A 14,827-nucleotide genomic window follows, 5' to 3' on the forward strand; every position below is an offset into this window, starting at 1 on the left:
ATGATTAAAATTGTGCTTTTAGGAGGCGGAAATGTTGCTCATCATTTAGCTAAAGTTTTTATTCAATCTTCTGAAATTGAATTAGTTCAAATATACAATAGAACTCTTAAAAATATTGAAACATTTAATAATCAAACAACTATAACTAATAAAATATCTGAACTAAAAAAAGCTGATACATATATTATTTCAGTTTCTGACAATCAAATTGCAAACATTTCATCAAAACTTAATTTAAAAAACAAACTTGTTGTACATACATCTGGTGCTATGAGTTTAGACGAAATTAAATCAAACTCAAACAAAGGTGTCTTCTACCCGCTTCAATCTTTCTCTAAAAATAAAGAAATAGATTTTTCAGAAGTTCCATTTTGTTTAGAAACAAACAACACAAAAGATTACAATTTATTAAAAAAAATTGCTTCAGCTATTGGAAGTCCTTTCTATAAAATAGATTCCAACCAAAGACAACAATTACATGTTGGCGCGGTATTTGTAAATAATTTTGCAAATTACATGTATCAATTAGGAAATGAAATTTGTAAAGAAAATAATATTCCATTCAAAATATTAATGCCTTTAATAAAAGAAACTTCAAGTAAAATTACTGAATTACAGCCATTTGAAGCCCAAACAGGTCCGGCAAAACGTGGAGATACAAAAACTATTAATAACCATTTAAAAATACTATCAAAAAATAAGCAAGAAATTTATACATTGCTAACTAAATCTATTGGGAAATTATATGGAAAAAAGTTATAAAGAAATACTACCAAAAATAACAACATTTATGTTTGATGTAGATGGTGTTTTAACAAACGGACTAGTTCACATATCGTCAACAGGAGAATTAACTAGATTAATGAATACTAAAGACGGATATGCTCTTAAAACAGCTCTGTTAGCTGGGTATAACATTTGCATAATATCTGGAGGTAATAATGAAGGTGTAAGAAAAAGACTTGAAAACTTAGGTATTAAGGATATTTATCTAGGCGCACATGCCAAAATTGAATTATTTAATGATTATATTAAAAAAAATAACATCAACCCAAGTGAAATTTTATATATGGGAGATGATATTCCAGATTACCCTGTAATGAAATTAGCAGGTTTAGCTTCATGCCCAAAAGATGCTGTTGCCGAAATACAAGAAATTTCAAATTATATTTCTCAAAAAAAAGGAGGTATGGGTTGCGTTAGAGATGTAATTGAACAAGTTCTAAAAGTTCAAGGTAAATGGGATGGCCAATACAATGCTTAAAATAAAAAACACCAATTATATAAATTAAATTAAAACTACAAAAAATGAAAAAACACCTAACAATTACACTTATGCTTGCTTTAGCTATTTCGTTTACTGCAAGTTCACAATCTATTTTTGGAAAATGGAAAACTATAGATGATGAAACAGGAAAAGAAAAATCTATTGTAGAAGTTTATAAAAAAGATGGAAAAGCCTATGCAAAAATTCTTCAATTATTAGAAAAAGGAAAAGAAAACAAATTATGTGAAGAATGTAAAGGAAATAAAAAAAATAAACCAATTAAAGGAATGGTAATTATTGATGGTTTAAAAGAAGATGGAGATGAATGGAATGGAGCTAAAATTTTAGATCCAAAAACGGGTAAAGAATATAAATGCTATATTACTTTAGATGGTAATAACAAACTTAAAGTTAGAGGCTATATTGGCTTTGCTTTAATTGGTAGAACCCAACATTGGAGTAGAGTTCAATAAATAAAAAAAGAGTCTGAAATTTCAGACTCTTTTTTTTTAACTATTATTGTTTTATTTAGCACATCTAAATCCCATATTAAATAAAGAAGTATCTATTGAATTTTGACTTCTAAAAGTGGTAGTATAACTATTTTCCAAAGCCTGATCAAACATAAAAGATCCGCCTCTAGTTGAACGCACATTAGGGCTTTGAGGTGCTTGAGATTTATTATATGGATATGGTTTAAAATAATTATCGCACCATTGCCATACATTTCCGCCCATATCAAATAAACCCATTTCTGAAGCTGGATACACTCCAACAGGTGATGTTAATAAAAATCCATCTAGTACTTCTTGCTCTTGAATTGAGTTTCCTTGCCAAACATTAGCTTGGTATTTACCTTCAACTACAATTGAATTTCCCCATGCATATTTATTGTTACTATTTTTTCCGTTTTTAGCTGCAAATTCCCATTCAAACTCTGTTGGTAACCTTTTCCCTTTCCAAGCAGCATAAGCTTTTGCATCATTCCAACTCACATGTGTTACCGGATGATTATCAATGGCTTTAGGCTTATCTTTTCCTAAAGGAAACTCCCAATTAGCACCTTTTAAAAGTTCCCAATTTCCTTTTTCAAAAGAAAACACACCAGAATCTCCAAACTTTTCAGCTTCAGTTGTATAAGATGTTTCGTTAACAAAAATTCTAAATTCAGCAACAGTCACCAAATTTTTATCTAAATAAAATGGTTGAATTTCCATTTCAAAAGCTGGTTGTTCATTTGGTAAATTTTGAGAACCAATTTTAATTGTCCCTCCTTCAAAATAAACCATTTCTAAACTATCTTTATTTTTTTCAATTTGTACTTCCTTTATAGCTTCTTTATTCTCTAATTGCTTTTCTTTTTTTACCTCTTTACAAGAAATAAACAAAAAAGCTACCACTAATACTAAATATATTGTTTTCATAAAATATCTTTAATTCTTTTCTTTTAACATAGGTACAAACCTAAAATCACCTAACTCATGTTTTTTAAAATCTTTTTCACTTGTTCTAACAAATAATGTCATTACTTGGACATCATCTCCAATAGGAATTACCAACTTACCTCCTACTTTTAACTGACCTAGTAAAGCTTTTGGTAAAAATGGTGCTCCAGCTGTGACAATTATTCCATCAAAAGGCGCTTCTTCTTTTAAGCCAATATAACCATCGCCAAATATTAATTTTTTTGCTTTATACCCTATTTTAGGAAGAAATAACTTTGTTTTTTTAAATAATTCTTGCTGGCGTTCAATAGAATACACTTTAGCTCCCAACTCAATTAATACAGCTGTTTGATAACCCGAACCAGTTCCTATTTCTAAAATTTTATCCCCTTTTTTAATTTCTAACAATTCAGTTTGAAATGCAACTGTGTACGGTTGAGAAATAGTCTGTTCTGCTGCAATTGGAAAAGCCTTATCTTGATAAGCAAAATCAGCAAAACTTGAATCCATAAATAAATGACGTGGAATTTTACTTATTGCTTCCAATACATTTTTATCATTTATACCTTTTGAAACTAATGTTTTTACTAACTGATTTCGAAGTCCTTGGTGTTTATGCGTATCCTTCACTAATTATTGAAATTTGAGTTGTTAAAAATAGGAATAAATGCCTAAAGATTGTTATTTTTGTTGTCACATTTTTAAACAAAATAACATGCTTAAAGCTGGAGTATTAGGTGCAGGACACCTCGGGAAAATACATTTACGATTATTAAATCAATCAGAAAAATACGATTTAGTTGGTTTTTATGACCCTATAAAAGAGAATGCTGAAAAAGTTTCAGAAGAATTTGGTTACAAAGCGTTTGATTCTATAGAAGAATTAATTGATGCTGTTGATGTTGTTGATATTGTAACTCCAACTCTTTCTCACTTTGATTGTGCAAAACAAACTATTGAAAAAGGAAAACATATTTTTATTGAAAAACCTATTACAAAAACTGTAGATGAAGCTGAAACTATTATAGCATTAGCCAACAAATACAATGTAAAAGGTCAGGTTGGACATGTTGAGCGTTTTAACCCAGCTTTTACAGCTGTAAAAGACTCTATCAACACACCAATGTTTATTGAAACACATAGATTAGCTGAATTCAATCCAAGAGGTACTGATGTGCCTGTAGTTTTAGATTTAATGATACATGATATTGATGTAGTTTTAAGTGTTGTAAAATCTAAAGTAAAAAATGTTAATGCTAGTGGTGTCTCTGTAATTAGTGATACACCAGATATTGCAAATGCTCGTATAGAATTTGAAAATGGTTGTGTTGCTAACTTAACTGCAAGTAGAATTTCATTAAAAAATATGCGTAAATCTCGTTTTTTTCAAAAAGATGCTTACATAGCTGTTGACTTTTTTGAAAAAGCTACTGAAGTTGTTAAAATGCAAGATGCTCCTGAAAATCCTGGAGATTTTGATATGATTTTACAAAATGCAGAAGGAATTAAAAAACAAATCTATTTTGAAAACCCAACTGTTGAAGCTAATAATGCTATTTTAGACGAACTAGAAACTTTTGCAGATGCTATTAATAACAACACTACGCCTATTGTTAGTTTAGAACAAGGTACAGAAGCTTTGCGTGTTGCTCAAATGATTATTAACGATTTTTAAACCAGTTATTAAATCAATTTAAATAATATTTAAATTTTAGAAGTAATAATTTAATTAATTAAACCTAAATAATAATGAAAAATATTGCCGTAATAGGTGCAGGAACTATGGGAAATGGAATTGCCCATGTTTTTGCTCAAAATAAATATAAGGTTCATTTAATTGATGTGTCAGAAGATGCTTTAGAAAAAGCGTTGGCTATTATTTCTAAAAACTTGGATAGATTAATTACTAAAGATAGAATAGACGAGCATACTAAAATTAGAACTTTAAAAAATTTAATCACTTTCACTTCTATTTCTGACGGAGTAAAAAATGCTGATTTAGTTATTGAAGCTGCTACAGAAAATGAAGATTTAAAATTAAATATTTTTAAACAAATTGATAAAGACGCTCCTAAAAATGCAATTTTAGCTACTAATACTTCCTCTATTTCTATTACAAAAATTGCTTCAGTAACCAATAGATCTGAAAACGTAATAGGTATGCATTTTATGAATCCTGTTCCAATTATGAAATTGGTTGAGGTAATTAGAGGTTATAATACTTCTAATGAAGTTGCAAAAACTATTATGGAACTGTCAAAAAAATTAGACAAGGTACCTATTGAAGTAAATGATTACCCTGGTTTTGTTGCAAATAGAATTTTAATGCCAATGCTTAACGAAGCAATTGAAACATTGTACAATGGAGTTGCTGGTGTTTATGAAATAGATACTGTTATGAAATTAGGAATGGCACATCCAATGGGCCCATTACAATTAGCTGACTTTATTGGTTTAGATGTTTGCTTATCAATTCTAAATGTAATGTATAACGGATTTAAAAATCCAAAATACGCACCATGTCCTTTATTAGTTAATATGGTTAGAGCAGGAAAACTAGGAGTAAAATCTGGTGAAGGTTTTTATAATTATTCTGAAAATAAAAAGGCTGAAATAGTCTCAAAACAATTTATATAAAAAAAGCCGCTTAATGCGGCTTTTTTTATGTACAAGTAAAAATCTATTGTAAATTTTTCAAGAAGAAATCCATCATATCTTCTTTTAATTCATAATGCATTTTTACAAAAACTTTCATTTCATCTTTTAATAAAATTTGCTTTTCATGAAATACAGGCTCTCTTTTGTTTTCGTATTTAGCTTGTGCTATTTCACGTTTTTTCATTCTTATTTTATGTCTTAAATGCCCCATTACTTCACGCTCACGTATTATTTTATTTTGATAACCTTCCAGTTGTACCATTACCTCTTGACCAAAATTACGTAAAGCTACATGCTCTAATTTTTCCTCAAAATAATCCATTTCACTTTCTTGGAATTTTAATTCACGTTTCCATACTTCTAAATTGAAGTTTAAATCACTTAAGAATAATAACTGACTCTCCATATACATTTATCTTTTAAAATTTTATACAATAAATTTCAAACTTTTTAATTAATTTTTAGGTGATAAAAATCATAAAATTAAATCTATTCTTCTTTAAAAAGTTCTACTATAAATATACAAAAAAAGCGTTTCAATAAATATTAAAACGCCTTTTTTTATTTTTGAAAATTAATTACTAATTATTCTCTTCTTTTTCATCTTTTTTGGATGTTTTATTCCAAATTTTAATTTCATCATTTTCTGTTACTCCATCTAAAACTTCAACATTTATTCCATCAGAAATTCCTAATTCAATATCTTTTCGTTCAAATTCTTGATCACCAGTTTTTATTTCTACATAAGCTTGTTCTGTTTTTTTATCAAATTGAAGTAAGGCTTCTTTAATAGAAAGAACACTATCTTTTTTTTCTAAAACTATATCTGCATTTGCACTATAACCAGCTCTAATAAAGTATTCATCATCTAAAGTAACATCTCCTTTTATTTTAAATTGTACTGCTCCATTTTCTTCTGTTCCTTTTGGAGCAATAAAGTTTAATTTAGCTGGGTACTTCTTTTTTTCAATAGCTCCTAAAGACACTTCTAAAACCGTTCCGTTTTGAATTTTTCCAACTTCGGCTTCATCAACCTGACCTTCAAAAATCATTTTAGTCATATCTGCAATGGTTGCAATAGTTGTTCCGGCATTAAACGTATTAGCTTCAATTACTTGATTACCTTTACGTACAGGAATTTCTAATATAGTTCCTGATATTTCAGCTTTTACATAGGTGTTTGCTGTTTTTCCCATACCAGCAGCTGAACCTTTTTGAATAATTTGAAGATTGCTTTGTGCTGTATTTAAATCTTGTCTAGAACTATTGTAATTTAATTCTGCTGTTTCAAATTCTTGACGAGAAATTACACCTTTTTCGTATAGTCCTTTATTTCTTTCGTATAAAGTTTTAGAATTTTCAAAACTTAAGCGAGCGTTTTTAACAGTTCCTTGTGCACTATTTAATGAAGAAACATTTGGTACAACTCTAATGGTTGCTATTAAATCTCCAACTTCTACTTCTGCTCCCTCTTCAACATAAATTTTATCAATAATTCCAGAAACCTTTGGTTTTATTTCAACTTCTTCTAATGGAACTACTTTTCCTGTAGCTACTGTTTTGTTTACAATATTTGTTTTAAAAGGCGTTTCAGTTTCGTATTGGATTGGTGATTTACTATTCTTTTTAGCAAACCATAATAATACTGCAAGTAATAATACTGCTATAGTCCCAAAAATTATTTTTCGTTTCATTAGTAATTGATTTTCTGATTTTTATATATACTTTTTATTCTTCTCTTAATGCTTCTATTGGTCTAACACTAACTGCTGTTTGAGCTGGTATTAACCCAATTAAAGTTCCTAATATTACAAGTGTTAATGCTGCTATTAAAATAACAGGAATATTTACCGTTGGATTTAATAATGCGGCTTCAGGTCCACTTCCTATGGTTACGTCAATTATCATTAAAACAAGTCCTCCAAGAATAATTCCTAGCGCACCTGCAATACTTGTTAAAAATACTGATTCTAATATAATTTGACGTTTCACTTCCCAAGGTGTTGCACCTAATGCACGTCTAATACCTATTTCTTTTGTTCTTTCTTTTACAGTAATTAAAAGTATGTTCCCAATGGCAAATACACCTGCTATTAAAGTTGCTATACCCACAAACCAAGTTAAAAACTGCATTCCAGTTAAAAACCCTGTTACTTTTGCTATTTCTTTTCCTAAATTAAAGCTTCCAATTGCTCTTTCATCTTTTGGGTGCACTTTATGTAAATTCTTTAATAACAATTTTACATCAGCTTCAATTTGGGTTATATCAAATTCAGGTTTACCTGTAATCATCATCCATCCTACTCCATCTCCAATATTATAAACTTGTTGAAATGTTGTAAATGGAATATGAATATTGCCTTGTGGTCCACCACCACCTATTTGACCTTGTTTATACATTCCAACAACATTGTAATTTATATTGTTAATTTTTATATAAGTACCTATTGGGTATACATCTTTATCAAATAATTGCTTGTAAATTTCTTCTTCTATTATACAAACTTTTCTTTTTTTAAGAATATCTTCATCATTAATAAATCTACCATAAACCAAATCTTTTTTTTGTACTTTATCTAGTTCAGGATAATCTCCAAAAACTCCAAAAGTTCCGGTTTTAAAATTATTTACAGCTAATGCTTGTCTTTGTAATCTAGGAACAACAAACTCTAAACCTTTAATCTCGTTTTTAATACTCTCTAAATCAGACATTTTAAGTCTTATTTGCCTACCTTCTTGAAAACCTTTAAAAGGTTCTGCTGTTTGTTGCGCCCAAACAAACACACTATTAGTAGCAAAACTTCCAAATAATTTATTGAAGTTATTTTCAACACCTCTTGCTGCTCCTAATAAAACTACAAGTAGAAAAATTCCCCACATTACGCCTATTATGGTAATTCCAGTACGAACTTTATTTTTACGAATACTTCCGTAAATTTCTTGCCAAGTATCTTTATCTAGTAAAAATTTTATCATCTTATTCGTCGTTTAAGGCTTCGATTGGTTTAATTCCTGCAGCTCTTTTTGCAGGTATATATCCAGCAATAGTTCCTGCAATTATCAAAATAATGGTAGCACCAATAACTGTACTTGTTTCAACACTTGGATTTATTATCCAATATTTTTCTAAACTACTTCCAATTGCTTTTAGAGTACCTACACCAATTAACAACCCTGTATAACCTGCTATAGCGGTTACAAAAATAGATTCCATCATAATCATTCCAACAATAGATTTTGGTGTAGCTCCTAGTGCTTTTCTAATTCCTAATTCTTTGGTTCTTTCTTTTACAATATAAACCATAATGTTGCTTATACCTATAATACCAGCTACTAGTGTTCCAATTCCAATAAAAATAATTATGAAGTTTAACACAAACATAAATTGTTCAACATTTTTTGTTCCTTCAGCATAATTTCTAACTCTAATGGCACCTTGATCTCTAGGATCAACACTGTGCTTTTCTTTTAACATTTTAGTTAATAAATTTGAAAAAGATAACGATTCATCAACAGATAAATCAGGATTAAACGTAAGTCCTATATAATCTAATTCATCATTTGGTTTATACATTCCTTGAGCAGTTGTAAAGGGAGTATAAATATATCGTTCATCATTATCACCTCCAGGGTCTGAAAAAACTCCAACAACCTTGTAAGAAAAACCATCTAAAGAAATATTTTTACCTACTGCATTTAATTCTCCAAATAAATCTTTTTTAACTAACCTTCCAATTGCAATTACTTTAGCTTTATTTTTTACATCTAATACACTTAAAAAACGTCCCTCTTCAATAACAGCTTCTTCAAGTGGTTGATAATCTGGATAAACACCTCTTACTGTGTATCTATTTTGTTCTCCTTTATATATCGCTTGTACATTTCCTCTTTGTATATTTGGACTAAAGTATTGAATCTCATTTTCAAATTTAGAATTCATGAATTTCATATCATCATTTCTATACTGAATTTGTCTACCGCTTTGAAGCCCTTTAAAAGGTTTTGTAGTTCTACCAGAATAAATATAAACTGAATTAGCTGCATCACCTGCAAATTGCTTTTCAAATGTATTTTTTAATCCATTTCCAATTCCAAATAATAAGGTAAATAGTAAAATTGCAAACGCAATGGTAAACCCTGAAAGAATAGTTCTTAATTTATTCTTATTAAGTGTTTGAAATATTTCTATCCAACGATCTAAATCAAACATAATTTAAGCTTTTACTTTTTTATTGGTTAATTCATCACTAATAATTACACCATCTTTTAATCTCACAATTCTATCTGTTTCCTCTGCTATATCTTCTTCGTGCGTAATTACAAAAACGGTCATTCCTTCTCTGTTAATTTCTTTTAACAATTCCATTACTGAATTTGAAGTAGTAGAATCTAATGCTCCTGTTGGTTCATCGGCTAAAACTACTTTAGGCTGTGTTACCAATGCTCTTGCAATTGCAACACGTTGTTTTTGACCTCCCGAAAGTTCACTTGGCAAATGGTGAGCCCATTCTGTTAAACCAACTTTATCTAAATATTTCATTGCTATATCTTGACGTTCTTTACGTCCAATACCTTGGTAGTATAAAGGTAAAGCAACATTTTCTAATGCATTTTTATAATTAATTAAATTAAATGATTGAAATACAAACCCTAAAAATTTATTTCTTAAAATAGCTGCTTTCTTTTCATCTAAATTTTCAATTAATTGTCCATTCAAATAATAATTTCCAGAATCATGAGTATCTAATAAGCCAACAATATTTAATAAGGTAGATTTTCCTGAACCTGAAGATCCCATAATAGAAACAAATTCTCCCTCTTTAATATGAAGGTCTAAACCTTTTAAAACGTGTAATGAGTCTTTTCCTATTGGATAGGATTTGTGAAGTTTCTCAATTTTAATCATTTGGTTGTTGTTTTAAACGAAAATAGGCAAAGCCTTTAATTATTGATATTAATTTTTTGTTAAAGAAATTATATGATAATTTTCTATTTTTGTTTTATGAAGCAATTAAAAAATAAACATATTGTTCTTTTTGATGGTGTTTGTAATCTTTGTAATTCATCTGTTCAATTTATAATTAAACACGATAAAAAAGAACTCTTTTTATTTGCCTCACAACAATCAGACGCTGCAAAGGAACTATTGTTACAGTTCCCTTCAAAAAAAAATGATTTAGATAGTATTTTATATATTGAAAACGGAATTTTATATCACAAATCTACAGCTGCATTGAAAATTGCAAGGCTTTTAAAATTTCCTGTAAATTGTTTATATATATGCATTATTCTCCCTTTATTTATTAGAGATTCTGTATATAATTACATTTCTAAAAATAGATATAAATGGTTTGGAAAAAAAGAAAATTGTATGATTCCTACGGAAAAAGATAAAAATAAATTTATTTAGAAAAGTTATTTCTTGTGATGATAATTATCGTCCCATTCTTTTACTTTAGGTTTATGTAGTTTCCCTATAGTTTTTGCTACAATCATAGAAACTGATGCATCTCCAGTAACATTTACCGTAGTTCTACACATATCTAACGGTCTATCAATAGCAAATATTAGGGCTAAACCAGCTTCAGGAATTCCTGCTTGTCCAAGTACAATTACTAACATTACCATTCCAGCTCCTGGAACCGCAGCAGAACCGATACTTGCAAGTGTTGCTGTAACAATAATTCCTAATTGTGCTCCTAAACTTAAATCCATTCCAAAAGCTTGGGCAATAAATACTGCTGCTACTGCTTGATACAAACTAGTACCATCCATATTTATAGTAGCACCAATTGGTAATACAAAACTACTTACTTCTTCATCTACACCTAAATGTTCTGTTACTCGCTCCATTGTTACTGGTAATGTTGCCGCACTACTACTTGTAGAGAATGCTAACAATTGTGCTGGTGAAATACCTTTTAAAAATGTTGATGGATTTTTTTTAGTTACAGCCCAAACAATAAGGTTATAAAATAAAATCATAATTAACAATCCTAAAACTACTGTAAATGCATACCAAATTAAAGCTTTAAACAAATCAGCACTTGGTGATTCAACAACTAGTGCTGCTAAAAGTGCAAATACACCGTAAGGCGCAGCTAACATAATTAAATCTATAAGTTTTAAAATAACTTCATTAAAACCATCAAAAAAGGATTTTACAGGTTTTGCTTTTTCGTTAGGTATTAAAATAAGTCCTATTCCAAAAAAGATTGCAAAAAATATTATCTGCAACATATTTCTATTTTGAGTTGCAGCACCAAAAATATTCTCTGGAACTATATCTACCAATGCTTGCAAAGGTCCAGAATCTTTCTGTTTTTCTGCTTCGTCTTTATATTTTTGAGCATCACCACTATAATTTTCAACTAGCTCTTGTCTGGTTTTTTCAGAAATTGAATTTCCTGGTTGAATTATATTTACTAATAATAACCCTATAGATACAGCAACTACTGTAGTAATTAAATATATTACTATAGTTCTACCTCCCATTTTAGAGAGTTTTGAAATGTCTTTTAAATCTGAAACACCTTTAATTAATGAAGCTAAAATTAAAGGTACAGCAATTAACTTTAAAGCATTTATAAATATTTTACCTAATGGTTTTATCCAATCTTGTACTATTTCTTTTCCACCTTCAATGTACGTCATTCCTAATCCAAATAACACACCTACAACCATTCCAATTAATATTTGCCAATGCAATGCTAGTCTTTTCATTTAAAAGTTTTAAATTTCTTCGAAAGATATAAAAACCATAAAACTTTTGTAACGTTTTGGCATAAAAAAAAGCGCAATTTGCGCTTTTTTTTAAACTTTTTACTCAATATTACTAAAACTGATATCGAATTGACAATGCTAAATCCAAATCGGTATTATTTCCGTAATCTCCTAACAACTCAATTTCAGGTCTAAAATCTAATGAAATTAATATTGGAATATTAAAATTGTATTCAATACCTACATTTCCATCTGCATTTAAAAATAAACCATCATCATCATCTCCCGTAAAATTATCTCCATAACTCCATGACCCTATTCCAGCTCCAAAACCAGCATACCAATTAAAACCACCATCAATATTCCAAACCCATTGATAAATACCAGTAAGTTTAAAAGCATCATAATCATCGTGATTTCTATAACCTAAATCAACTTCTAGTCTATTCTCATGATTTAATTTTTTTTGGTATGAAATTTCGCCTCCAATACCGTTATTATCTCCAAACCTAATTCCTATAGCATTATCTGCAACTTCTTGAGCATTTGTAAATTGAAAACTTCCTACAATAGCAATTAAAATAATTAGTAATTTTTTCATAATTAAATATTTTTAAATTTCTTGTTTAAATAATCAAATAATATACCAATTTAAGTAATTTATAATTTCAATGTGACTAAACACTTAAATAAGGGTCTTATTAATTGTAATAGAAAATATTTTATTTACATTTAACCTTTTAATTAATACAACAAAAAAATGGCAGGAATTTTAGACTTATTAAACAGTGACCTTGGAAAAACTCTTATTAGTGGAACTAGTAAACAATTTGGACAAGACGAAGGAAAAACAGCAAATGCTTTAGGTGCAGCTTTACCCTTAATTTTAGGAGCTATGAAAAATAATGCTTCAACTCCAGAAGGAGCTTCAGGCTTATTAAGTGCTTTAGGTAATAATAAACATAGTGGTGGAATTTTAGATAATCTTGGTGATGTTCTAGGTGGAAGTGGTGTTAATGAAGATGTATTACAAGATGGTGCAGGAATTTTAGGTCATGTTTTTGGAGGTAAAGAACAAAACGTTGCTAATGCAGTTAGTAAGTCAAGTGGTATTGATTTAGCAAGTGCTATGAATATATTAAAAGTTGCAGGGCCATTAGTAATGGGAGCTTTAGGAAAAGAAACACGTCAAAGTAATGTAACTGACCAAAATGGAATTGGAAATTTATTAAGCGGTATGCTTGGTGGTGCTTCAAATGAACAACAAAGTTTAGTTTCTAAATTATTAGATGCTGATGGAGATGGAAGTATGATTGATGATGTTGCTGGTATGTTACTTGGAGGAAACAAATCTAAAAGTGGGCTTGGTGGATTACTAGGCGGATTATTCGGAAAATAAAATTTCTTAAATAGATATATAAAAGGTCAAGTTTAAAACTTGACCTTTTTTTGTTTAAACTTTTTCATTTGGAAAATAAATGTATTTTTGCTCGACTAAACTAAAAAAATGGAGAAATTAAAACAACGTTGGGGAATTACCTCCAACTTTCAATTATTACTAATATTTGTTGTTTTTTCTATTAATGGAAGTTTTGCTACTATAATTGCAAAACCAGTTACAGAGTTTGTAGGTTTAGATAAAGAAACTACAAACCCTTGGATATTTTGGCCTTTAAGAATTTTAATGATTTTCCCTATTTACCAAATTACTTTACCTATTGTTGGTTTTTGTTTTGGTCAATTTACATTTTTTTGGAATTTCACTAAAAAAATGCTGGCCAGATTTGGTGTGAAATTTAAAGAATCTTAATCTTTTCCTTTTTTTAATAAGTATTTGTAAACCCAAGTTAACGTAAATGTTGGAATAAGATCGGTTCCAAAAATACCAGCTTCTTCAACTAACGATACTAAACCTCCAATTTTACCTTCGGTACCTTTATACATTTTAAAAATAATAAATGCCGAAAGTGGTGCCCAAATTATATCTGCAAAATCACCAATTATGGTTACAGTTGAAGTTAATACTCCTATTCCATCCATTAATAAACCTAGTAATAGCAATTTGTATTTTTTATTCATAAATATTCTTTAATCTCTATATAACAAGAAAAATGCCAAAATTATTGTGCTTTTAACTTCTCTTTAAATTTTTCTCTAAACTTCTTTAATTTTGGGTTTATCACTGCCGTGCAATAGCCTTGAAATTTATTGTTATTGTAATAATTTTGATGGTAATTTTCAGCCTTATAAAAAGTTGATGCTGCAGTAATTTCTGTTACAATTGGTGTATCAAATACTTCAGCTTCAGTTAATGCTTTTATATACGATTTAGCTATTTCTTTTTGAATTTCAGAATTATAAAATATAGCTGACCTATACTGCGAACCAACATCGTAACCTTGTCTATTTAAAGTAGTTGGATTGTGTGTGCTAAAAAAAACATCTAATAATTCTAGATATAAAATTTCTTCAGAATTAAATTCAATTTTAATTGCTTCTGCATGACCAGTTTTACCTGTAGTAATTTCTTTATAAGAAGGATTTTTTAAAGTTCCTCCAATATAACCTGAAGTTACTTTTTTAACTCCTTTTAATTCTTGAAAAACTGCTTCGGTACACCAAAAACATCCATTTGCAAAAATTGCAGTTTCTATATTTGACTTCATAATAGATTTTTTAGATTGTGAAAAACTAATTGTAGAAAATAAAATAATGGCTATTGTTAAATATTTTG

At 29.0% G+C, this 14,827-nt stretch carries 19 protein-coding genes; 8 read left to right on the top strand and 11 right to left on the bottom strand.

From position 1 onward, the window contains the following. The 3 genes from R3X25_RS13860 to R3X25_RS13870 are packed head-to-tail and all read left to right on the top strand — an operon-like array spanning position 1 to position 1,740. Positions 1–762: a Rossmann-like and DUF2520 domain-containing protein gene (locus R3X25_RS13860; protein ID WP_317675544.1), complete on the top strand. Its 762-nt coding sequence runs from the start codon at positions 1–3 to the stop codon at positions 760–762. Beyond that, complete coding sequence (locus R3X25_RS13865) at positions 746–1,264, top strand: HAD-IIIA family hydrolase (protein WP_317675545.1); 519 nt, start codon at positions 746–748, stop codon at positions 1,262–1,264. The genes R3X25_RS13860 and R3X25_RS13865 overlap by 17 nt, the downstream gene beginning before the upstream one ends. A gap of 44 nt (positions 1,265–1,308) precedes the next feature. After that, entirely contained in the window at positions 1,309–1,740 is a 432-nt protein-coding gene (locus R3X25_RS13870) for a DUF2147 domain-containing protein (RefSeq protein WP_317675546.1), read from the top strand. Between the two features lie 51 nt (positions 1,741–1,791). Here R3X25_RS13870 and R3X25_RS13875 read toward each other — a convergent pair whose 3' ends face one another. Both R3X25_RS13875 and R3X25_RS13880 read right to left on the bottom strand, forming a co-directional pair. Continuing rightward, positions 1,792–2,691 carry a formylglycine-generating enzyme family protein gene (locus tag R3X25_RS13875; RefSeq protein WP_317675547.1) on the bottom strand — a complete coding sequence of 300 codons (900 nt, stop codon included), beginning with the start codon at positions 2,689–2,691 and terminating at the stop codon, positions 1,792–1,794. A 9-nt stretch (positions 2,692–2,700) separates the two neighbouring features. Next, positions 2,701–3,342: a protein-L-isoaspartate(D-aspartate) O-methyltransferase gene (locus tag R3X25_RS13880; RefSeq protein ID WP_317675548.1), complete on the bottom strand. Its 642-nt coding sequence runs from the start codon at positions 3,340–3,342 to the stop codon at positions 2,701–2,703. 85 nt (positions 3,343–3,427) lie between these two features. Between R3X25_RS13880 and R3X25_RS13885 the strand changes: the two genes are divergently transcribed. Continuing rightward, positions 3,428–4,387, top strand: coding sequence for a Gfo/Idh/MocA family oxidoreductase (locus R3X25_RS13885; protein WP_317675549.1), 960 nt, complete (start codon positions 3,428–3,430; stop codon positions 4,385–4,387). A gap of 74 nt (positions 4,388–4,461) precedes the next feature. Continuing rightward, entirely contained in the window at positions 4,462–5,349 is an 888-nt protein-coding gene (locus R3X25_RS13890) for a 3-hydroxybutyryl-CoA dehydrogenase (protein ID WP_317675550.1), read from the top strand. Between the two features lie 43 nt (positions 5,350–5,392). Here the strand turns inward: R3X25_RS13890 and R3X25_RS13895 are convergent, their stop codons facing one another. The 5 genes from R3X25_RS13895 to R3X25_RS13915 all read right to left on the bottom strand — a co-directional run bounded on the left by R3X25_RS13895 (position 5,393) and on the right by R3X25_RS13915 (position 10,276). After that, positions 5,393–5,776 (bottom strand): hypothetical protein, encoded by a 384-nt coding sequence (locus R3X25_RS13895; protein ID WP_317675551.1) that lies wholly within the window; start codon positions 5,774–5,776, stop codon positions 5,393–5,395. 175 nt (positions 5,777–5,951) lie between these two features. After that, complete coding sequence (locus R3X25_RS13900; RefSeq protein WP_317675552.1) at positions 5,952–7,064, bottom strand: efflux RND transporter periplasmic adaptor subunit; 1,113 nt, start codon at positions 7,062–7,064, stop codon at positions 5,952–5,954. 34 nt (positions 7,065–7,098) lie between these two features. Then, on the bottom strand, positions 7,099–8,343 hold the full coding sequence (locus R3X25_RS13905) for an ABC transporter permease (protein ID WP_317675622.1): 1,245 nt from the start codon (positions 8,341–8,343) through the stop codon (positions 7,099–7,101). Positions 8,344–8,347: 4 nt separating this feature from the next. Then, positions 8,348–9,580: an ABC transporter permease gene (locus tag R3X25_RS13910; protein ID WP_317675553.1), complete on the bottom strand. Its 1,233-nt coding sequence runs from the start codon at positions 9,578–9,580 to the stop codon at positions 8,348–8,350. 3 nt (positions 9,581–9,583) lie between these two features. After that, a complete protein-coding gene (locus tag R3X25_RS13915) occupies positions 9,584–10,276 on the bottom strand; it encodes an ABC transporter ATP-binding protein (protein ID WP_317675554.1) in 693 nt (230 codons plus the stop codon). Between the two features lie 96 nt (positions 10,277–10,372). Between R3X25_RS13915 and R3X25_RS13920 the strand changes: the two genes are divergently transcribed. Continuing rightward, positions 10,373–10,780: a DUF393 domain-containing protein gene (locus R3X25_RS13920; RefSeq protein WP_317675555.1), complete on the top strand. Its 408-nt coding sequence runs from the start codon at positions 10,373–10,375 to the stop codon at positions 10,778–10,780. A 5-nt stretch (positions 10,781–10,785) separates the two neighbouring features. Here the strand turns inward: R3X25_RS13920 and R3X25_RS13925 are convergent, their stop codons facing one another. Continuing rightward, positions 10,786–12,093, bottom strand: a complete 1,308-nt coding sequence (locus R3X25_RS13925) for a dicarboxylate/amino acid:cation symporter (RefSeq protein WP_317675556.1) — start codon at positions 12,091–12,093, stop codon at positions 10,786–10,788. 112 nt (positions 12,094–12,205) lie between these two features. Beyond that, on the bottom strand, positions 12,206–12,694 hold the full coding sequence (locus tag R3X25_RS13930; protein ID WP_317675557.1) for a hypothetical protein: 489 nt from the start codon (positions 12,692–12,694) through the stop codon (positions 12,206–12,208). 159 nt (positions 12,695–12,853) lie between these two features. Here R3X25_RS13930 and R3X25_RS13935 point away from each other — a divergent pair, with 159 nt between their 5' ends. Further along, entirely contained in the window at positions 12,854–13,492 is a 639-nt protein-coding gene (locus R3X25_RS13935) for a DUF937 domain-containing protein (protein WP_317675558.1), read from the top strand. A 108-nt stretch (positions 13,493–13,600) separates the two neighbouring features. Continuing rightward, positions 13,601–13,903 carry a DUF6787 family protein gene (locus R3X25_RS13940; RefSeq protein WP_317675559.1) on the top strand — a complete coding sequence of 101 codons (303 nt, stop codon included), beginning with the start codon at positions 13,601–13,603 and terminating at the stop codon, positions 13,901–13,903. On the opposite strand, the gene R3X25_RS13945 is transcribed toward R3X25_RS13940, so the two are convergent. Both R3X25_RS13945 and msrA read right to left on the bottom strand, forming a co-directional pair. Further along, positions 13,900–14,172 (bottom strand): hypothetical protein, encoded by a 273-nt coding sequence (locus R3X25_RS13945; RefSeq protein ID WP_317675560.1) that lies wholly within the window; start codon positions 14,170–14,172, stop codon positions 13,900–13,902. The two genes, R3X25_RS13940 and R3X25_RS13945, sit on opposite strands and share 4 nt — an antisense overlap. Before the next feature lie 41 nt (positions 14,173–14,213). After that, on the bottom strand, positions 14,214–14,759 hold the full coding sequence (msrA, locus tag R3X25_RS13950) for a peptide-methionine (S)-S-oxide reductase MsrA (RefSeq protein ID WP_317675562.1): 546 nt from the start codon (positions 14,757–14,759) through the stop codon (positions 14,214–14,216). Between the last annotated feature and the right edge of the window lie 68 nt (positions 14,760–14,827).

The organism is Lutibacter sp. TH_r2 (assembly GCF_033101135.1).
Classification (GTDB): domain Bacteria; phylum Bacteroidota; class Bacteroidia; order Flavobacteriales; family Flavobacteriaceae; genus Lutibacter.